Source organism: Sulfurihydrogenibium azorense Az-Fu1 (genome assembly GCF_000021545.1).
Classification (GTDB): Bacteria; Aquificota; Aquificia; order Aquificales; family Hydrogenothermaceae; genus Sulfurihydrogenibium; species Sulfurihydrogenibium azorense.
Map to the genome: position 1 here is coordinate 175432 of NC_012438.1, position 19994 is coordinate 195425.

Below are 19994 nucleotides of genomic sequence, written 5' to 3' on the forward strand. Positions count from 1 at the left end.
TTTATTTTTTTCTTCTTTCCATTCTGTTTTTGTATTTTATAACTTTCTTTTTCTTCTCTTCCTCTTTATTGGTATCAGCTTTCCTTAATGTTTTTTCAGCTTCTTTTTCTTTTTTGGCTTTTTCTTCTTCTAAAACTTCCTCTGATTGAATTTGAAGTTTGTATAGGTATTCTATAGTGTTGTACTTTAACTTAAACATCATATCTTCAAACAGTTCAAAAGACTCCTTTTTGTACTCTACAAGAGGGTCTCTCTGGGCGTATCCTCTCAGGTAAACACTTTCCCTTAATCTATCAAGGTTATGTAGGTGGTCTTTCCACAAGTTGTCTAAAACTTGTAGAGTCATGTACCTTTCAAACTCTCTCATCAGTGAGCTTCCTAATTTTTCCTCTTTTTGATTGTAGTACTCTTCAAGATGTTTTAGTATATACTCTTCAAGCTCTTTTCTATCCCATTCTTTATCTGTAGGAATATCTATATCTACACCCAGCCACTCTTTGAATGTCTTCTTTAACTCTTCAAAGTTCCATTTTTCTTGATACTGGTCTGCAGGAGCGTACTTATCTAAAAAGTATAAAACTATATCTGTAAGCCAGAGTTTAATCTCATCTTTAAGGTTTACACCTTCTAATATATCTCTTCTTAATGAGTATATAACTTGTCTTTGTTTGTTCATTACGTCATCAAACTCAAGGAGTCTTTTCCTTATTTGGAAGTTCTGTCCTTCTACTCTCTTTTGTGCGTTTTCTATGGCCTTAGACACCATTGTACTTTCTATAGGTTCATTTTCAGGTATTTTTAACCTATCCATCAATGCTTTAAGTCTATCTCCACCAAACAGTCTAAGTAAATCATCTTCAAGGGATAGGTAAAATCTAGAGCTTCCCGGGTCTCCCTGTCTACCTGCTCTACCTCGGAGCTGGTTGTCTATTCTTCTACTTTCGTGTCTTTCTGTACCTATTACTGCAAGACCTCCCAGCTCTATAACTTTTTGTTTTTCTTCTTGGGTTATTTTTTGAGCTTTTTTTAGAGCTTGGGCGTACTGTTCTTCTGTTGCTGTTTCTGGAGTTAGTCCTTTCTTTTTAAGTATCTCTTTTGCTAAAAACTCAGGGTTTCCACCAAGTAAGATATCTGTTCCTCTACCTGCCATGTTTGTTGATATAGTAACAGCTCCAACTCTACCAGCTTGGGCTATTATCTCTGCTTCTTTTTCGTGATTTTTTGCGTTTAAAACATTGTGTGGTATTCCTCTTTTCTTAAGAAGTCCTGATAGATACTCAGATGTTTCAACAGAAACTGTTCCCACTAAAACAGGTCTTCCTTGTTTGTGGAGTCTTTCTATCTCTTCTATAACTTGGTTGAATTTTTCTTTCTTTGTTTTGTAGACTAAATCTGGATAGTCTATCCTTTTGACAGGTTTGTTTGTAGGTATTACTAAAACATCAAGGTTGTATATCTCTTTAAATTCTAAGGCTTCTGTTTCAGCCGTTCCTGTCATTCCTGCAAGTTTTTTGTACATTCTAAAGTAGTTTTGGAATGTTATAGATGCAAGAGTTTGATTTTCTGCTTGAATTTTTACTCCTTCTTTTGCCTCTATTGCCTGATGAAGACCGTCAGACCATCTTCTTCCAGGCATAAGTCTTCCTGTAAACTCATCTACTATTATAACTTCTCCATCTTTCACAACATAATCTACATCTCTGTGGTATAGAGTATTTGCCCTTAAAGACTGGTTGATCGCGTGAAGGATATCAACGTTCCTTGGGTCGTAGAGGTTTTCTAAGTTAAAGTACTTTTCAGCTTTTTCTACTCCTTTTTCCGTTAAAACAGCCGTCTTATTTTTTTCATCAACTATATAATCTTCATCTTTTATAAGTGTCTTAACAAAAGCGTCTGTCATATAGTAAATTGATACATCTTCTCCGGATGGACCTGATATTATAAGAGGTGTTCTTGCTTCATCTATAAGGATAGAGTCTACTTCGTCTACAATTGCGTAGTGATGTCCTTTAACTTGTACCATCTGGTCTTTTGAAAATACCATGTTATCCCTTAAGTAATCAAATCCAAACTCGTTGTTTGTTCCGTAGGTTATGTCAGCTGCGTAAGCAGACCTTCTATCACTTTCTACTGCAACTGTAAAGAAATCCTTCCTTGCTTCTATATCAAATTTTTCAGGTGGTAAAAGTTCACCAAAAAATCCCTTTTCCCATACTCTCTTATCTAACTCTAAAGCTCTTTTAAACTTTTCTTCATCTGCCCACTCGATCACATAAGAGGCATGGTTTGTATTTATTACTCCAACAGACAAACCTAAAAATTTATAGATAGACCCCATTGTAAGGGCATCTCTTTTTGCTAGGTAATCGTTTACAGTGACAAGATGAACACCTTTTCCAGTTAAAGCGTTGAGGTATATTGCTATGGCTGCAACTAATGTTTTTCCCTCGCCTGTTTTCATTTCTGCTATCATACCTTTATGTAGGGCAAGGGCACCTATAAGTTGGACATCAAAAGGGCGAAGCCCAAGTGTTCTTTTTGCAGCTTCTCTTGCAAGAGCAAAAGCAAGGGGTAACTCTTCTACAATTTCTCCTTCTGTTATTGCTTCTGATAAGTGATTGTTATTTCTTACCTTTTCTATAAGTTTTAAACTTTCTTGTCTTAACTCTAAATTAGATAGCGAATCAAGATCCGGTTCTAACTTATTTATCTTCTCAACGATTGATTTTAACTTTTTTATCTCTCTTTCGTTTTTTGTTCCAAATAGTTTTTTGACTAAAAATCCTATCAAAACTTCCTCCTAAAACAACCAATTAATTATTTATTATACTCCTCTTTTTTAGATGGAGTTCGTAAAATATAAACAGTCCTATTCCTACAGTAATTGAAGCATCAGCTATATTAAAAGCAGGCCAGTGATGGTCTTTTATGTAAAAATCTAAAAAGTCCCTAACCTGTCCTAAAAAAAATCTATCGTATAAGTTTCCAAGAGATCCACCACCTATTAAAGCAAGAGAGATGATTTCTAAATTTGAAAGTTTATCTTTAGACTTTAAAAAGTAAACTACTGAAACTATGATAGCTACTATAGAAGACCCAACTAGAATAAATTTTCTTACATACTCTGGAGCTTCCGCTAACATTCCAAAAGCCGCACCTTTATTCCACACTAACGTTAAGTCAAAAAAGTTTGGAATAACAGAAACAGTTCTGTCTAGTAGTAAAGTTTCAGCCAAGTATTTTGTAATTAAATCTAAAAAAAATACTAAAAAGAAAACACCCCAAAAAGCTACACTTTTTTTGTTCATTAGTCAGCCTGAAGATTTTTAGAAGATTCTTCTTCCTCTCCTAATGTTGGCGGGATGATGTTGTATATCATTTCTTCTTCGTTTCTTTGTTGGAACTGTCTAACTATCTCTTCGTTTTGGCTACAATCTATACAAAGTCTAACCCATGGTATTGCTTCCAATCTTTTCTCTCCTATTACTGCACCACACTCTTCACATATACCGTATATTCCGCTGTCTATCTTTCTTAAAGCAAGGTCTATAAGGTATAAAGTTTCTCTATCTGCTTGGGTAAGCCTGTAATGGGTCTCTCTACTTAACTCATCTGTTACGGTGTCAGCGTCGTCTCCTACGCCTGTTTTTTCGTTTATATCACTTTTAGCAGACTCTTCTAAAGATTTTAAGATCTGATTTCTTTTCTCTAAGAGCTTTTCTCTGATTGTTTCTAAATCCATAATTTAAACCTCCAAAAATAAGCAATAATGATATACTAAATTATAACTTTGTCAAGATTGTTTTTTATAAAGTTCAGCTAGCTTTTTCTGTTCTCTTCTTACAAACTCAAATATATGTTTTTGTTGAGATTCTTTAATATCTACAAACTTAACGCCATAACAGAGTATATTCTGTTTTTGATGAATGTTGACTATTTCTGCTTCTTCTTGGAATTCTTTTTCTAAAAGATTAAAAGAAAGTATGATTTTATCTCCTATGCCTAACTTAAGCTTATCTTTCTCTTCTGGACTTATACACACTTTTGCTCCTGAAGGGCTTATATCTAAAATCTTAGCAGTAATCCATAGAAGAATTTCTTGTCCATCTTTTTTTACTTTTTTACCTATTAAAGATTCTATTTCTACTTCAACCCTTGGATATTCTCTTCTTTGTATTCTAATAAGTTCAAAAGTGTGAGGGATTTTAATGATAACCCTTCCATTTTCATTTATAACATCTATAACTTGCCCTTCTAAGGTATAAGCAGCATCTGATTTTCTTGTAAAAGATACTTTTACTTTATCTTCAGGATTTATTTTTGGGATGGTTTTGTCTGTTATGACCCAGTACATGTAAAGTTCATCTTTATCGTAAAGTGCAACGCTGTAAGTTCTACCATCTTCTGTTTTTAAAGATCCACCTTGGAAAAGTTCAATATCTTTTGTTGTTGTTAGAGGTACAAAGTAAGGTATATAATCAAATCCAAGTTTTTCTCTCATATCTTTTATTAGGTCTTCGTCAAAGTTAGGATTTTCTTTTATATACACATCTATAATTTTTTCGAAAGGAGCCTTAAACTCAATTGCAAGGAAAGGGTCTCTCCCCAACTTTTTTGAATAATCCCAAAGTAGTTTTATCTGCTGGTCTGTTAGATTTTTTTCTTTTGCATACTTTATAAAATCTTCGTATTGTTTCTTTGCTTTTATTTTTTTAGACAAATTTCCTAAGATTATGATAGATAAAACAATAAAAATTAAAAAGAGAAGTAAAAATATAACAGCGTTAGCGTCAACACTACTTAATCTATCTACTGCCCTTTGATAACCTTCTACCGCTAAATTTCTATTATCCATGTTAAAAACCAGTTTTTGTTAATTATGATATCATATTTAAAGTAATTTTTTCAAAGTAAAGGACAGGATTGGATTTTATTAGAAGTGTTGCCTTAATAAATACAGAAAATTTAAAAAAAAATGTAGAAAATCTTTATAAATTCTCTAATAAAAAAATATTTGCAGTAGTTAAAGCAGATGCCTATGGACACGATGCTTGTATAGTTTCAAAGACCCTCTCTTCTTTAGATATAGTTGAAGGTTTCTGTGTTGCTACTGGCTATGAAGGTTATCTTTTAAGAGAAGCAGGGATAACAAAGCCCATAATCGTTTTAGGTGGCATACTAAAGCAAGAGTTAGAGCTGTTTAATCGTTATAGTTTAACACCAGTTATTTCCGATTTTTCTCATTTTGAAGTCGCTCAAAAGTTAGAACACAAGAAGATACACATAAAGTTTGATACAGGAATGAGAAGACTTGGTTTTTACCAGTCTGATATAGAAAAGTTAAAAGAAAAGATAAAAGACTTTGAAGTGGAAGGAATTTTATCTCACTTTCCATCAGCTGACACAGACCCTGATTATACTAAAAGCCAGATAGAAGAGTTTAAAGAGATAGTGAAAATGTTAGATGTCAACCCTAAGTACATTCATATACAAAACTCAGCTGGTGTGGTTTATGACTGTCCTTTCTGTAATACTATCAGATTAGGTATTGCTATATACGGAGAAAAACCTACACAAGATTACCCAGTAAGTCTTTACCCTGTTATGACTGTTTTATCTAAGGTAATATCTGTTAAAAGTGTTAAAAAGGGAGATAGGATATCTTACTGTGGAACTTTTAAAGCTGATAGGGATATGAAGGTTGCAGTAGTCTCTTTTGGGTATGCAGACGGTCTTCCAAGGTCGTTGTCTAATAAAGGTTATGTGCTCATAAACGGAAAATACTGTAAAATAGTTGGAAATATCACTATGGATATGACTATCGTCGATGTATCAGATTTAGATACTGTTAATGTAGGGGATGATGTGGTAATTGTTGGAAAACTTCAGGATAAAGAGATAAAATTTTCTGATATTGCAAAAATATCAGGAACCATTGCCTACGAGATTATGTGTGGTATATCTAAGAGGGTAATTAGGAAAGAGGTAAAGTAAGATGCTAAATATTTTAGTTGTAGATGATGAAAAGAATATACAAGACTTGATGAAAGACATTTTAACCGATGAAGGTTATTACGTTGGTACTACTGGTAGTATAACAACTGCTAAAGATTTTATAAAGAAAAACTCTTATGATGTGATTTTTTTAGATGTCTGGCTTCCAGACGGTGAAGGTTTAGATTTACTACCATTTATAAAAGAAAACTCTCCGAATTCAAGTGTAGTTATGATTTCAGGTCATGCAAACATTCCTATAGCAGTAAAAGCTATAAAAGAAGGTGCCTTTGACTTTTTAGAAAAACCTTTATCAACAGAAACCATAATGGCAACCATCGAGAAAGTAGAAAAGCAGATAAAAGTAAAACAGAGCCTAGAATACTTTAAAGAGAAAGAAGAAAAACAGATAGAGATAATAGGAAACAGTCCTAAGATAGTTGAACTTAAAAGACAGATTGAAAAAGTGGCAAAAACAAACGCTTGGGTTATGATTTTAGGTGAAAACGGTACAGGTAAAGAACTTGTAGCTAAGTCTATCCATTACCAATCTCCAAGAAAAGATTATCCTTTTGTTGATATAAACTGTGCAGCTATCCCAGATGAACTTTTTGAAGCTGAATTTTTTGGGTATGAAAAAGGAGCCTTTACAAATGCATTTACAAGAAAGATAGGAAAACTTGAACTTGCAGACAAAGGAACGTTGTTTTTAGATGAAGTTGCAGATATGAGTTTATCATCACAGGCAAAACTACTGAGGGTTTTGGAGGAAAAGCAGTTTTCAAGACTTGGTAGTAATACAAAAATTACAGTTGATTTAAGAGTTATATCAGCTACAAACAAAGATATACAAAAAGAAGTGGAAAAAGGAACATTCAGACAAGACCTTGCCTTTAGACTCTCAGTTATTCCTATCTACGTTCCTCCGTTAAGGGAAAGAGAGGAAGACATACTACTACTTGCAAACTACTTTTTAAGAAAATTTTCAGTAGAAAACAAAGTAGAACCACCTATACTCTCAGACGAAGTAAAAAACACATTTTTAAACTACAACTGGCCTGGAAACGTTAGAGAGTTAAAAAATCTTATGGAAAGGTTGGTGATACTAAACAGTGAGTCTATTATTTACAACAAAGACCTACCTCCCCATATGCTTGGGAATGTAAAATTGGAAAAAGAAGAATCTATTCCTATCACTATAAGACCTTTAAAAGATGCAAAAGAAGAGTTGGAAAAACAGATGATAAAAAAAGCTTTAAAGGTTTACAATAACAATCTTAAAGAGATTGCAAAAGCTTTAGATATAGATTTATCATCTCTCTATAGAAAAATTAAACAGTACAATTTGGAGGAGTAAAGATGCCTTACGTAAACGTAAAAGTTGCAGGAAAACTTACAAAAGAACAAAAAGAAAAAATAGTAGAAGGAATAACGAAACTTTTAGAAGAAGTTGCAAACAAACCCCCACAATCTACTTACGTGGTGATAGATGAAGTAGACAGAGAAAATTGGGGTAAAGGTGGAAAGCTACTTAGCGACCTTTAATTTTAATCTGTAAATATTTCCTTTTTGAAAGGAAATATATGGTAAAATTTTCCTTATGAAAAGGAAAGAAATATTTAAACAGCTTATCGTTGAATTTCATCAAAATGGTATACCTGACTTTGTTAATAGGGATTTAAACGGACTGTTGGAAGCTGCAAGATTTTTAAATGTTAAAAAAGCTGTCATACTAACATTTGATGATTTTGATACTATTTTAGTTGATGATGTAAAGGTTCATATACTGCCTGCTTATTACTATTTTACTGTTTTGATGTAGTCTTTGCTTTTTCTGCAAGGTGTATGAAATTTTCCAGTAGTTTTAGACCATACTCTGTAAGTATTGATTCAGGATGGAATTGAACTCCCCAGATTGGATACTTTTTATGCTGGATAGCCATTATCTCTCCATCGTCTGACCTTGCTGTAATTTCTATATCTTCAGGTAAAGTGGATTCGTCTATAACAAGGGAATGGTACCTTACTGCATTAAACGGATTTGGTATGCCTTCAAAAAGACCTTTTTCATTGTGGTATATTTTTGAAGTTTTACCATGCATAAGACACTTTGCTTTTACTATTTTTGCACCGAAAGCTTGTCCTATAGACTGATGCCCTAAACATACACCAAGTATAGGATACACACCTTTAAACTCCTTTATTACATCAACTGATATTCCAGCTTCGTTTGGAGTACATGGACCGGGAGATATAACTATAGCATCTACGTTATCCATACGTTTTATATCTTCTACCGTTATCTCGTCATTTCTTTTTACTAAAACATCTTGTCCAAGTTCGTAAAAGTACTGGACTATGTTGTAAGTAAAAGAGTCGTAGTTATCTATCATTAGTATCATTTTTCTACCTTCTAAATTAATTGGGGGATTAATCCCCCAACTTTAGATTTATCCTGCATTTTTTATGAATAAAACTAAGTCCTTTAACCTTGTAGAGTAGCCATACTCGTTATCGTACCATGATGCTACGTGTACTAGATTACCACCTATAACTTGTGTTAAGAGAGAGTCAAAGATTGAAGAAGCAGGGTTTCCTACTATATCTGAAGATACTACAGGGTCTTCACAGTATGCAAGAATTCCTTTCATCTCTCCTTCTGAGTACTTTTTCATAGCTGCATTTACTTCTTCTACTGTTGTATCTTTTTCTACAACTACAGTTAAGTCTATTAAAGACCCATCTGCTACAGGCACTCTTCTTGCTGTGCCATCTAACTTTCCTTTCACTTCAGGAATAACTTCTCCTAAGGCTTTTGCTGCTCCTGTTGTCGTTGGAACTATGTTTACAGCTGCTGCCCTTGCTCTTCTTAAATCTTTATGAGGTAAGTCTAATATTCTTTGGTCGTTTGTGTAAGCGTGAGTTGTTACCATATATCCGTACTTTATACCAAACTCTTTCTGGAGCACCTTAACTACAGGTGCAAGGGCGTTTGTGGTACAAGATGCGTTAGAGATTATGTTGTGGTTTTTAGGGTCATACATCTCTTGGTTTACACCTAAAACTATTGTTATATCTGGATTTTTAGCAGGAGCTGAGATTATAACTTTTTTTGCTCCAGCTTGAAGATGTTTTTCTGCATCTTCCCTTTTTGTAAATACACCTGTAGACTCTATTACAACATCAACTTCCAAATCTTTCCATGGAAGTTGTGAAGGATCTTTTATAGCTGTTATTTTTATCTCTTTTCCATTTACTATTATAGAGTCTTCTGTTGCTTTTATATCAGCGTCATATATACCATGAACTGAATCATACTTTAAAAGATGTGCTAAGGTTTTAGCATCTGTCAGGTCGTTAATCCCAACTATTTCTATCCCTTCTACAGAGTTTGCTATTCTAAAAAAATTCCTTCCGATTCTTCCAAATCCGTTAATTGCAACTCTCATAATAAGTTTTCCTCCATATTAATTTTTTAAATATTCTATCACTTCTTCCATTTTCATGCCACGAGAACCTTTTACTAAAACAGTTGGACTGCTATTTTCTAACTTTTTTAACTGGTTTGCTATTTCTTTTTTATCAGTGTGTAAAACATACTTTTTACCTTCTAACTCTTGTTTTATGTACTTTGTTTCTTCTCCGTATAAAAATACATAGTCAATGTGTGATTTTAGTATCTCTTTGGCTATACTTCTGTGTAGCTTTTCTGATTCTTCTCCCAGTTCCAGCATATCTCCAAGGACTAACACTTTTACAGTTGGTATCTCGTTTAGGGTTTCTATTGCATTTTTCACAGACAGAGGATTTGCATTGTAAGAGTCATCTATAATGGTTAAATTTCCTATCTTTATAATCTTTCCTCTACCTTGAATCTGGTTAAACTCTTTTAACACTTTTAAACTCTCTATAGGGTCTAAGCCTAAGTGGTAAAGTACTCCTGCTACAGCTCCTATATTTTTAAAAATACCCTTGTTAAAGATAGGTATAGTTAAATCTAACACTTGATTTTTGTAAGCAACTTTTCCTGTCGTTCCCTCAGGAATAATTTTTATGTCGTATACTTTTATGTTTCCTTCTTCTCCGAAGGTAATGAATTTTTTCAGTTTATCTTTGTAGTAGTTTAAAAGGTCAAATGGTAAGACATGGTAATGGGAAGTGTTGAATATCTCTCCTTTACCTTTTATTATGTTTTCAAAACTGCCAAACTTCTCTACGTGGGCATGTCCTACTGAGACTAAAACTCCTATATCTGGGTTAACTATATTATTTAAATAATCTATATCTCCTACTTTTCCAGCTCCCATCTCTATGATTGCAATGTGAGTATTTTCTGGTGTATTTGCTAAGGTTAATGGCACACCTATCTCGTTGTTGTAGTTCCCTGATGTTGCATAGGTTTTGTAGAAGTTAGATAAAACAAAGTTTAGTAATTCTTTTGTTGAAGTTTTTCCGCTACTTCCTGTAATACCTACTACGGTGTCAATACTTTTTCTTTTATAAATAGCTATCTTTTTTAAAGCTTGATATGTGTCCTTTACCAGTATGCCGTTTTTAAAGTTTAAAGGTTTTTCTGTTAGATACCCTACAGACCATTTTTTTAGAGCATCTTCAATGTAACTATGTCCATCTGTGTTTCCTTTTAAAGGTATAAATACGCTATCCTGTGTTGAGCTTCGGCTGTCTATGGTAAAGGACTTAACCTCTAAATCTTCTTCAATGTTTAAAATCTTACCTTCAACTACTTTAGCTAAGTCTGTTAATCTCACTTCCTACCTACCATTAAAAATATTGGATATTCTCTATTTTGCCCATCCCTTTCTTTTACTACAGTATAAGCTATATCGTATTGAACATCTTTAAACCCTACCTTTTCAAAAAGGGACTTTAACTCTTCTAAATCAAAGCCAAAATGCTCTACTCCTTCGTTATCATCGTGAAATGTTCCATCTTCTTTTACAAGGTCAGCTATTGCTATGTATCCTCCATCGTTTAACAAAGAGTAAAATTTTTTAAGTATGTTTTGAGTATCTTTAACGTGGTGAAGAGCCATAGAGCTTACTATCACGTCAAACTTCTGGTCAATATCTTGTTTTTCTAAGTCTACATTTAAAACTTCTACATTATCTATGTTGTTTTCTTTAGCTTTCTTTAAAAAAACTTCACACATTCCTTGAGAGCTATCAACTCCTACAGCCCTACCAACCTTATCAATAAGGAAAAATGTAAGTAGTCCAGTGCCACAGCCAAAGTCAAGAAGTTTCATATCCTTATTTAAAGGAATATGTTTTTTTATATTTTCTGCTACACTTTTAGCAATATTTACTCTCATAGGTTTTTCGTCCCAAGTTAGAGCTGCTATATCAAATCTGCTCATATTAAAGCCTCCTTCTTTTTAAATACTTCCCAAAGTGCTATTGCTGTTGCATTTGATACATTAAAAGATGTAATTTTACCTTTCATAGGAATTGATGCAACTATATCAGCTTCTTCTAACACTGACTTTGAGACTCCTTTACCTTCAGACCCAACCACTAACGCAAGAGGAAACGGAAAATCTATCTCGTGTATGTTTTTACCTCCTTTTTCTACTGCCACAACCCATCCCCCTTTTTTCTTAAACTTTTCCAGTGTATTCCTTAAACTTCCTACCTTTGCTATAGGAAGGTAAAATACAGCTCCAGTTGAAGCTTTTACGACTACTTCATTTATTGGGCTTGACCTTTCTTTTGGTAGGATTATACCGCTTACTCCCAGTATTTCTGCTGTTCTCATTATACTTCCAACATTTTGAGGGTCTGTAATATGGTCTAAGACAAGTAGTATCCCTTTTTCTTTAATAACTTTATCTATAATCTTATCTTCATTCCAGTATTGGATGGGACTTAGTAGTGCAACTACACCTTGAGTTTTTTTTGTACCTGCTAATTCTTCAACCTTTTGTCTTGGAACTTTTTGAACTTTTACTTTCCTTTCTTCTGCTAACTTTAAAAGGTCTTTAGGTGGATGGGAATCATGGGCTACAAGGATTTTTTCTAAACTTTTCCCCGACCTTAGAGCCTCTATTACTGGATTTCTACCCCATATTACTAACTTTTCTCCTTTTTCTTCTTTCAAATAAACACTCCTTGATAAACTCTATAGTTGATGTTAAATTATACTATCATAATTTTAACAAAGGTAATGATGGAAACCATAGGAAAAACTCTCGTATTTTTAGGTTTGGTTTTGGTAGTAATGGGATTTTTGTTTATTTTTTTAGAAAAACTACCTTTTGGAATAGGAAAACTTCCGGGTGATATACTTATAAAAAAAGATAACTTTACATTTTACTTTCCTTTAACCACATCTTTAATTTTAAGTGTTATTCTTTCCCTAATTTTTATACTCCTATCTAAATTTTCAAAATGATGAAATTGTCTGATTTTGATTACCATCTTCCAAAAGAACTTATTGCTAAATACCCAGTAGAGCCAAGGGATAGCTGTCGTTTGATGGTTTTAAATAGAGAAAAAAAGTCTATAGAGCATAGAGTATTTAGAGACATCGTTGATTACCTTCAAGAAGGAGATTTACTTGTTTTAAACGATACAAAAGTCATACCTGCAAGACTGATAGGAAAAAAAGAGAAAACAGGAGCAAATATTGAAGTTTTCTTACTCAAACCTGTAGAAGATAACATCTGGGAAGCTCTTATAAAAAACGTAAGAAGATTAAAACCGAAAGATAAAATAGTCGTAGCCCAAGACTTTTTTGTAGAGTTTTTAGAAAGACAAGAAGATAAAGTAATAGTGAAACTTCACAGTAAAGACATAAAAGAAGATTTAGAAAAGTATGGACACATTCCCCTCCCTCCATACATAGAAAGACCAGATGAGGAGAAAGATAAGCAGCTTTATCAAACTGTATTTGCAAAAAAAGAAGGCTCTGTAGCATCACCCACGGCTGGACTTCACTTTACAGAAGAACTTCTAAAGAAGGTAAAAGATAAAGGTGTAAACATAACTTACATAACTCTACACGTAGGCCTTGGAACGTTTAAACCTGTGAAAGAAGAGGATATTACAAAACATAAGATGCACGAAGAGTTTTACAGCATACCCAAAGAATCTTTAGACCTTATAGAGAAAACAAAAGAATCAGGAAAGTCTGTTATAGCAGTAGGAACAACTGTTGTAAGAACCCTTGAAAGTTTTGTCCTTACAGGTAAAACCGAAGGTTTTACAGACATTTTCATCTATCCACCTTTTGAGTTTAAGATAGTAGATAAACTTATAACAAACTTCCATCTTCCAAAGTCCACTCTCCTTATGCTTGTATCTGCCTTTGCTTCAAAAGATTTCATACTCAAAGCCTACAACGAAGCTGTAAAACAAAAATACAGATTCTTCAGTTATGGTGATGCTATGTTTATAATATAAAAATGTTTTTTTATGTTAGAATATTTTTTGTATAGCTTGGGGATATTAGGATGAGAAAAATGCCATATAAACTTTTAGAAAGGTTTAAAGAGAGGGTAAGAAAAGAGGTTTGGGAGGAGAAGATAAAAGATTTTCACCCAAAAATCCCAGATATAATTTCTGAGATTGAAACGTTTTACGATAGAAGTATTTCAATATCTATTTTAACAGAAGATGATAAGTTGTATTTAAAAAGATTTGTTAAAAGGTATATAAAGAACTACTTACTTAAATATCCAGATGAGAAGTATGTACTTAATCTTTACAACGCAGGAAAAAGGTTGTTTTTAAAAGGTTATACAGATGAGATACTATTGGAAGTTTACAAGATAGTTTATAAATCAGTAGAAAAAGATTCTCTTTTAAAAGAGAAGATAAACTTTGATTTTTTAGTTGTGCTGAGACCTTATATGAACTACTCTTTAGACGAAGAAAAGAAGCTGCTAAAAGACAGTAATGTGGAGATGGTATTATCTCTTCAAGAAGCTGCAAAAATACATATAAAAAATAGAAATAAATTCTTAAAGGCTGTTGCAGACGGTGATACCGATGTGTTATCCAATCTTCCAGATTATAAAATCTGTGAATTTACAAAATGGCTTGAAGAACACGGTCAAAAGTATATTGATGAAAAATCCTATGAAGAGGTTTGGCATTTTCATAAGTTGTTCCATGAAAAGTTTGAAAAAATTAAACATATTTACTCTAAAAATAAAGAGAATAACAGTTTAGCAGTGTATCTCCTTTTAAAAGACATAGAAAACGCTTCTTTAAAACTTCTATTTATCTTAAATAGGATATCTTTAGACAACGTATCAAAAATAGCTTTAAAAGATTCTTTGACAGGATTTTTTAATAGACATATGTTAGATGTATTACTATCAAAAGAGACTAGCAGGAGTAAAAGACACGGCTACAAAATATCCATACTTATGATGGATTTAGATAACTTTAAGAATATAAACGATATTTACGGTCATTTAGTTGGAGATGAGGTTTTAATGCACTTTTCAAGGATAGTTAAAAATAATCTAAGGGAATCTGACTATCCTTTTAGATACGGTGGCGAAGAATTTTTAATCCTTTTACCTCATACTGACGAAGAAGGAGCTTTAGTCGTTGCAGAGAGAATAAGAAAATCTGTAGAAAGTTATAAATTCCCTGTTATTGAAAGAATTACTGTCAGTTGTGGTGTTAGAGAGATAAAAAATTTAGACAATCCTTACATTGACATTGAAGAAGCAGATAGATATCTTTATATAGCAAAAAAAACTGGAAAAAATAGGTGCGTATATGGAAGTACTGCTTTCACCGGCAAAAGTTAATATAGGTCTATGGATAGTAGAAAAAAGGGATGATGGATACCATAACATATTTTCTTTTTTTCACACAATAGATTTATACGACAGGATATACATAAAACCCTCACACACTCTAACTGTAAAAAGTTCTACATTAGACCCTGATTTACAGGAAGAAAAGAACATAGTTTATAAAACAGTTACTTTATTTGAAAAGACTACCGGAATAGACCAAAACTGGGAGATTTTTATAGAAAAAAATATTCCAGTAGGTGGTGGGCTTGGTGGTGGTAGTTCTAACGCAGCTGTAGTTTTACAGTTTTTAAACAGTTTCTATAAAAATCCTCTTTCAGAAAAAGACCTTTTTGACCTATCAGTTAAAATAGGGGCTGATGCTCCATTTTTCCTTAAAGGTGGTTTTGCTCTGGCTCAAGGGATAGGAGAGAAGCTAACATTCTTTGACCAAAGACTTAATGATGAATTGTTTTTAATCTACCCTAATATTAAATCAAACACAGGTGAAGTTTACTCAAAAGTTGATAAAAATATGTTGACAAACAAAGATGATTTGAATATAATATTAAATCTGATAACTGAATACGGTACTAAAAAGATTTTTGAAGTTGCAGAAAATAAGTTAGGTGAAATAGCTAAAAAGATATACCCTGAAATTGAGGAAGTTTACAACTTCTTAGAGTATTTAGGTTATAAGCCTTTTATAACGGGAAGTGGTAGCACAGTTTACTGTGTAGGTAGCCCTTCAAAAGAAGTAGAGACTGCCTGTAAAGTTAGAAATTGGAAATTGATTAAAACAAGATTCAAATAAACACTGGGGAGTAGTTCAGCTGGCAGAACACCGGTCTTTGGAACCGGGTGTCGGAGGTTCGAGTCCTCCCTCCCCAGCTAACAACTTACACCTTCCGGAGGAACTCATTGAGTAAAGTCTTAAAATTAATCAGTGGAAATGCAAACAAATCTCTAGCCAAAGAAATTTCCGACTATTTAGAAACTCCTTTAGTTGATGTTCTTTTAACAAAGTTTAGTGATGGAGAAATTAGAGTTCAAATAAATGAAAATGTTAGAGGAGCTGATGTTTTCGTTATTCAAAGTCTAACACATCCTGTAAACGACCATATTATGGAACTTCTTCTTTTATTAGATGCATTGAAAAGGTCTTCAACTCATAGAATAACAGCTGTTATCCCATACTTTGCCTACGCAAGACAAGATAGAAAAGATAAACCAAGGGTTCCTATAAGTGCAAAACTTTTAGCAGATATAATTCAAAAAGCAGGAGCTGACAGAGTATTAACTGTCGATCTCCACTCTGCTCAGATACAAGGATTTTTTGACTGTCCTGTAGATAACATATACGCTCTTCCTGTTATTTACGAGTACTTAAAAGCAAAAAATATAGAAGATTTAGTTATTGTGTCTCCTGATGCAGGTGGAGTAGAAAGGGCAAGGATGCTCCAAAATAGACTTGGTGGTAATCTTGCTATTATTTATAAGAAGAGACCTGCTCCCAATGTTGTTGAGACCTTAGACGTTATAGGTAATGTTGAAGGGAAGAATGCAGTTATAATAGACGATATAATAGATACCGCAGGAACTATAGTGGCAGCTGCTGATATGTTAAAGTCAAAAGGTGCCAAGTCTGTTATTGCAGCCTGCACCCATCCAGTATTCTCTGGACCTGCTATAGAGAGACTTAAAAACTCAGCAATAGAAGAAGTGATAGCAACAAACACAATACCCCTAGAAGGAAAGGAGTTTGATAAATTAACTGTTTTATCTGTAGCAGAGTTGATAGGAGAAGCTATAAAACGTATAAACATTGAAAGTTCTGTAAGCTCACTGTTTATTTAGGGTAAAAAAATGAAGCTGGCAATACTAGATGCAAAAACTTTAGGGGACGATATAGATTTAAATATTTTTAGAGATTTTGGATATATTGAAATATACCCTATCACAAAAACAAAAGAAGAGACCATTGAAAGGGTGAAAGATAAAAACATAATCATTACAAACAAAGTTATTATAGATAAAGATGTTATGGATAACGCCCCTTATTTAAAGCTAATCTGTGTTGCTGCTACAGGTTATAACAATGTAGATATAAATTACGCTAAACAAAAAGGTATAGCAGTTACAAACGTAGCTGGGTACTCTACAAACAGTGTAGTTCAACACACTTTTGCTATGTTATTTTATCTTCTTGAAAACTTAAGGTACTACGATGATTACGTAAAATCTGGTGAGTACTCAAAAAGTCCTATTTTTACCCATTTAGATAGACCTTTCTGGGAGTTAAACGGAAAGACTTGGGGAGTAATAGGACTTGGGACAATAGGTAAAAAAGTAGCCCAAGTGGCAGAAAGTTTTGGATGTGATGTAATATACTACTCAACATCTGGGAAAAATTTAGACCAAACCTACCCTCATAAAGGGTTAGATGAACTTCTTTCCATATCTGATATTGTTTCAATCCACGCACCTCTTAACGAATACACAAAAAATCTTATAACATACGATAAAATAAAACTTATGAAAAAAACAGCTATACTCCTTAACCTTGGAAGAGGTGGTATAGTTAACGAAAGAGACTTGGCAAAGGCTTTAGACGAAGGTTTAATAGCAGCTGCCGGATTAGACGTTTTAGAGAAAGAACCAATAGACCCAGACAACCCATTACTTTTTATAAAAAACAAAGACAGACTTTTAATAACACCTCATATAGCTTGGACAAGTATAGAAGCAAGACAAACCCTTGTAAAAGAGATATACCTAAATATAGAAGCCTTTATCCGTGGTAAACAGAGGAACAGAGTTTGCTAAGAGACCCTATTCTTGATGGACTAAACGATAGACAAAAAGAAGCTGTTTTACACTTTGAAAGTCCATTACTCGTTCTGGCAGGAGCTGGTTCAGGAAAAACAAAAGTTATAACTCATAAAATAATGTATCTTGTCAAATCCTTAGGTATTCCTATTCACAGAATTCTTGCCATTACTTTTACAAATAAAGCCGCAGAAGAGATGAAAGAGAGGGTAGAAAAAGCCCTCGGAGAAAGGCCTCAGTGGGTAATGACTTTTCACAGTTTTGCAGCAAAATTTTTACGATTTGAAGCTGAAAAGGTTGGATACGATAGAAACTTTGTTATATACGATGAAGATGACAGTAAAAAGTTAATCAAAAAAGTTTTAAAAGATTTAAACTTAAACGAAGAGTTAATTAAACCTGACAAAGTAAAAGATTACATATCTAAGATAAAACAAGAAGACAATCCAGAAGAGTATTTGGATTTACTATCTTTCTCTGTACCTCACATAAGGAATATTTACGAAAAATATGAAGAAGATCTAAAAAACAGCAACGCTTTTGATTTTGATGATTTACTTGTAAAGTCTGTAAAGATACTGAAAAACAATCCAGAGATACTTCAAAGATGGCAAAACAAATTTGATTATATCCTTGTAGATGAGTACCAAGACACAAACAAAGTTCAACATCAACTTTTAAAACTTTTAGTTGGCAGTAGAAACACTATAACTGTTGTAGGAGACCCGGCCCAGTGTATATACACATGGAGAGGAGCCCATCCTGAAAACATATTAGATTTTGAAAAAGACTTTCCTGGTACAAAGATAATAAAACTTGAAAGAAACTACAGAAGTACAAAAAAGATATTAGATGCAGCTAACGCTGTAATATCCAAGTCAAAAGGAAAGTGGAAATCAAAACTTTTAACCCTCTGGACAGAAAAAGAGGAAGGAGAGGAGATAAGATTAGTTGCCCTATCTAACGAAAAAGAAGAAGCCTCTTTTATTGCAAGAAAGATAAAGGAGCTGTCTTCTGCTACCGATTACAAAGATTTTGCAATCTTGGTAAGAATGTCTTTCTTAACAAGGAACTTAGAAGAAGCTATGATGCTAAACTCGATACCTTACCAGATAGTTGGTGGTCTTAAATTCTACGAAAGAGCAGAAGTTAAAGATATACTATCTTACTTAAGGCTGGCTTTAAACCCAAAGGACTATGCAAGTTTTGAAAGGTCTTTAACAACACCACCAAGAGGTATTGGAGAAAAAGGATTAGAAGTTATAAAATCAAACTTTGTAGATAACTGGATAGAAGCTCTGAAAAAAAGTCTTCCACATTTTAATCAAAAGGTAAAAAGTAGTATAAAAGAGTATTTAGATTTAATGGATTATGTAATAGAAAATGCAAATCTAAACCCTTCTAAAGTTGTTAAACATATCTTTGAGAAGATAAAATACGAAGAGTACTTACAGAAAGAGTATAGCAAAGACTGGGAAGATAGAGTGGCCAACATAAACGAGCTTATAGTAGCCCTTGAAGAGATTGAAAAGTCTGGAAAGACCTTAACAGAGTTTTTAGAAGAGAGCTCCCTATCCCAAGCTCAAGATAACCTTGAAGATACAAATAAAGTGAAGATAATGACAGTCCATGCCGCAAAAGGTCTTGAGTTTAATACGGTATTTGTTGCTGGTTTAGAAGATGGTATATTTCCATCTGGTAGGTCTTTTGACGACCCTACCCAACTTGAAGAAGAAAGAAGACTGTTTTATGTAGCAATAACAAGAGCTAAAGAGAGACTTTTCTTAACTTATGCAAAAGAAAGGAAAAGTTTTGGGAATAAATCAGTTCCTACTAAATTATCCCAGTTTTTAAAAGATATAAAAGAACATGTAAAATCTCAATCTACGTCAAAAAGTGCTTCTCCTCAGCATACTGCTGTCAAATATAAAACTAATAAACCTTCAGATGGAGAGATTGAAGCTGGAATGCTTGTAAAACATCAAGTTTTTGGAAAAGGTGTAGTAAAGTCTGTAATAGGGAAAAATGCAAAAGTTTTATTTGAAAAGCATGGGGAAAAAACCATACATATAGACTTTTTAGAAAAAGTTTAAAAATTCCATCCTAACTTTTTTAGTTTTTCTTTACCTTCCTTTGATATGTGGTTAGTTGTCCATGTCTTTGTAAAGTCCAGACTTATGTTTACACTTTTTATGCCTTCTACTTCATTGAGTATTTTCTTTGATACTGTTTCTAAAATTAACTCCTGTAAAGGACAGTCTGGAGAAGTTAGAGTCATCACTATATTAACCTCTCCGTCATTTACGTATATATTTTTTATAAGTCCAAGGTCTACAATGTTTAGTGGTATTTCAGGGTCGTGTATCTCTTTCATAACTTCATAAATTTTTTGTATCAT

At 33.3% G+C, this 19994-nt stretch carries 21 protein-coding genes and 1 tRNA gene; 12 read left to right on the forward strand and 10 right to left on the reverse strand.

Features of this window, described 5'->3' with window-relative positions:
• Window position 1: 1 nt before the first annotated feature.
• Genes secA through SULAZ_RS00990 form a run of 4 tightly spaced genes read right to left on the reverse strand, consistent with a single transcriptional unit; the run spans window position 2 to window position 4855 of the window.
• Window positions 2-2791 carry a preprotein translocase subunit SecA gene (secA, locus tag SULAZ_RS00975; RefSeq protein ID WP_012673925.1) on the reverse strand — a complete coding sequence of 930 codons (2790 nt, stop codon included), beginning with the start codon at window positions 2789-2791 and terminating at the stop codon, window positions 2-4.
• Between the two features lie 22 nt (window positions 2792-2813).
• Complete coding sequence (gene lspA / locus SULAZ_RS00980; protein WP_012674713.1) at window positions 2814-3308, reverse strand: signal peptidase II; 495 nt, start codon at window positions 3306-3308, stop codon at window positions 2814-2816.
• Complete coding sequence (locus SULAZ_RS00985) at window positions 3308-3742, reverse strand: TraR/DksA family transcriptional regulator (protein WP_012673564.1); 435 nt, start codon at window positions 3740-3742, stop codon at window positions 3308-3310. The genes lspA and SULAZ_RS00985 overlap by 1 nt, the downstream gene beginning before the upstream one ends.
• Window positions 3743-3793: 51 nt before the next feature.
• A complete protein-coding gene (locus SULAZ_RS00990) occupies window positions 3794-4855 on the reverse strand; it encodes a flagellar brake protein (RefSeq protein WP_012674377.1) in 1062 nt (353 codons plus the stop codon).
• Window positions 4856-4923: 68 nt separating this feature from the next.
• Between SULAZ_RS00990 and alr the strand changes: the two genes are divergently transcribed.
• Genes alr through SULAZ_RS01010 form a run of 4 tightly spaced genes read left to right on the forward strand, consistent with a single transcriptional unit; the run spans window position 4924 to window position 7816 of the window.
• Window positions 4924-5994, forward strand: a complete 1071-nt coding sequence (gene alr, locus SULAZ_RS00995; protein ID WP_012673730.1) for an alanine racemase — start codon at window positions 4924-4926, stop codon at window positions 5992-5994.
• Between the two features lies 1 nt (window position 5995).
• Complete coding sequence (locus SULAZ_RS01000; RefSeq protein ID WP_012674320.1) at window positions 5996-7351, forward strand: sigma-54-dependent transcriptional regulator; 1356 nt, start codon at window positions 5996-5998, stop codon at window positions 7349-7351.
• 2 nt (window positions 7352-7353) lie between these two features.
• Window positions 7354-7539: a tautomerase family protein gene (locus SULAZ_RS01005; protein WP_012673577.1), complete on the forward strand. Its 186-nt coding sequence runs from the start codon at window positions 7354-7356 to the stop codon at window positions 7537-7539.
• 55 nt (window positions 7540-7594) lie between these two features.
• Window positions 7595-7816, forward strand: a complete 222-nt coding sequence (locus tag SULAZ_RS01010; RefSeq protein WP_012675044.1) for a hypothetical protein — start codon at window positions 7595-7597, stop codon at window positions 7814-7816.
• Here the strand turns inward: SULAZ_RS01010 and SULAZ_RS01015 are convergent.
• The 5 genes from SULAZ_RS01015 to rlmB are packed head-to-tail and all read right to left on the reverse strand — an operon-like array spanning window position 7800 to window position 12111.
• Complete coding sequence (locus SULAZ_RS01015; protein WP_012674117.1) at window positions 7800-8396, reverse strand: anthranilate synthase component II; 597 nt, start codon at window positions 8394-8396, stop codon at window positions 7800-7802. The genes SULAZ_RS01010 and SULAZ_RS01015 overlap by 17 nt on opposite strands.
• A gap of 48 nt (window positions 8397-8444) precedes the next feature.
• Window positions 8445-9443 (reverse strand): type I glyceraldehyde-3-phosphate dehydrogenase, encoded by a 999-nt coding sequence (gap, locus tag SULAZ_RS01020; RefSeq protein ID WP_012674587.1) that lies wholly within the window; start codon window positions 9441-9443, stop codon window positions 8445-8447.
• Window positions 9444-9461: 18 nt separating this feature from the next.
• Window positions 9462-10763, reverse strand: a complete 1302-nt coding sequence (locus SULAZ_RS01025) for a UDP-N-acetylmuramoyl-tripeptide--D-alanyl-D-alanine ligase (RefSeq protein ID WP_012673608.1) — start codon at window positions 10761-10763, stop codon at window positions 9462-9464.
• Window positions 10760-11371 (reverse strand): class I SAM-dependent methyltransferase, encoded by a 612-nt coding sequence (locus SULAZ_RS01030; RefSeq protein WP_012674362.1) that lies wholly within the window; start codon window positions 11369-11371, stop codon window positions 10760-10762. The genes SULAZ_RS01025 and SULAZ_RS01030 overlap by 4 nt, the downstream gene beginning before the upstream one ends.
• Window positions 11368-12111, reverse strand: coding sequence for a 23S rRNA (guanosine(2251)-2'-O)-methyltransferase RlmB (gene rlmB, locus SULAZ_RS01035; protein ID WP_012674262.1), 744 nt, complete (start codon window positions 12109-12111; stop codon window positions 11368-11370). Before rlmB ends, SULAZ_RS01030 begins: the two co-directional genes overlap by 4 nt.
• 30 nt (window positions 12112-12141) lie before the next feature.
• Between rlmB and SULAZ_RS01040 the strand changes: the two genes are divergently transcribed.
• From SULAZ_RS01040 to SULAZ_RS01075, 8 genes are all read left to right on the forward strand, one after another.
• Window positions 12142-12405 (forward strand): DUF2905 domain-containing protein, encoded by a 264-nt coding sequence (locus SULAZ_RS01040; RefSeq protein WP_323145358.1) that lies wholly within the window; start codon window positions 12142-12144, stop codon window positions 12403-12405.
• A complete protein-coding gene (queA, locus tag SULAZ_RS01045) occupies window positions 12405-13415 on the forward strand; it encodes a tRNA preQ1(34) S-adenosylmethionine ribosyltransferase-isomerase QueA (protein ID WP_012674029.1) in 1011 nt (336 codons plus the stop codon). The genes SULAZ_RS01040 and queA overlap by 1 nt, the downstream gene beginning before the upstream one ends.
• Window positions 13416-13465: 50 nt before the next feature.
• Entirely contained in the window at window positions 13466-14779 is a 1314-nt protein-coding gene (locus SULAZ_RS01050) for a sensor domain-containing diguanylate cyclase (RefSeq protein ID WP_012674818.1), read from the forward strand.
• The gene (locus SULAZ_RS01055) at window positions 14748-15581 is read left to right on the forward strand and encodes a 4-(cytidine 5'-diphospho)-2-C-methyl-D-erythritol kinase (protein ID WP_012673829.1); all 834 of its coding nucleotides are present in this window, start codon (window positions 14748-14750) and stop codon (window positions 15579-15581) included. Before SULAZ_RS01050 ends, SULAZ_RS01055 begins: the two co-directional genes overlap by 32 nt.
• A 4-nt stretch (window positions 15582-15585) precedes the next feature.
• Window positions 15586-15658: transfer RNA gene (locus SULAZ_RS01060), tRNA-Gln, on the forward strand.
• A gap of 30 nt (window positions 15659-15688) precedes the next feature.
• Entirely contained in the window at window positions 15689-16624 is a 936-nt protein-coding gene (locus SULAZ_RS01065) for a ribose-phosphate diphosphokinase (protein ID WP_012674616.1), read from the forward strand.
• Between the two features lie 9 nt (window positions 16625-16633).
• Window positions 16634-17593, forward strand: a complete 960-nt coding sequence (locus tag SULAZ_RS01070; protein ID WP_012673571.1) for a D-2-hydroxyacid dehydrogenase — start codon at window positions 16634-16636, stop codon at window positions 17591-17593.
• Window positions 17587-19689: an ATP-dependent helicase gene (locus SULAZ_RS01075; protein ID WP_012674527.1), complete on the forward strand. Its 2103-nt coding sequence runs from the start codon at window positions 17587-17589 to the stop codon at window positions 19687-19689. Before SULAZ_RS01070 ends, SULAZ_RS01075 begins: the two co-directional genes overlap by 7 nt.
• On the opposite strand, the gene SULAZ_RS01080 is transcribed toward SULAZ_RS01075, so the two are convergent.
• Window positions 19686-19994 (reverse strand): metal-sulfur cluster assembly factor, encoded by a 309-nt coding sequence (locus tag SULAZ_RS01080; protein WP_012673516.1) that lies wholly within the window; start codon window positions 19992-19994, stop codon window positions 19686-19688. The two genes, SULAZ_RS01075 and SULAZ_RS01080, sit on opposite strands and share 4 nt — an antisense overlap.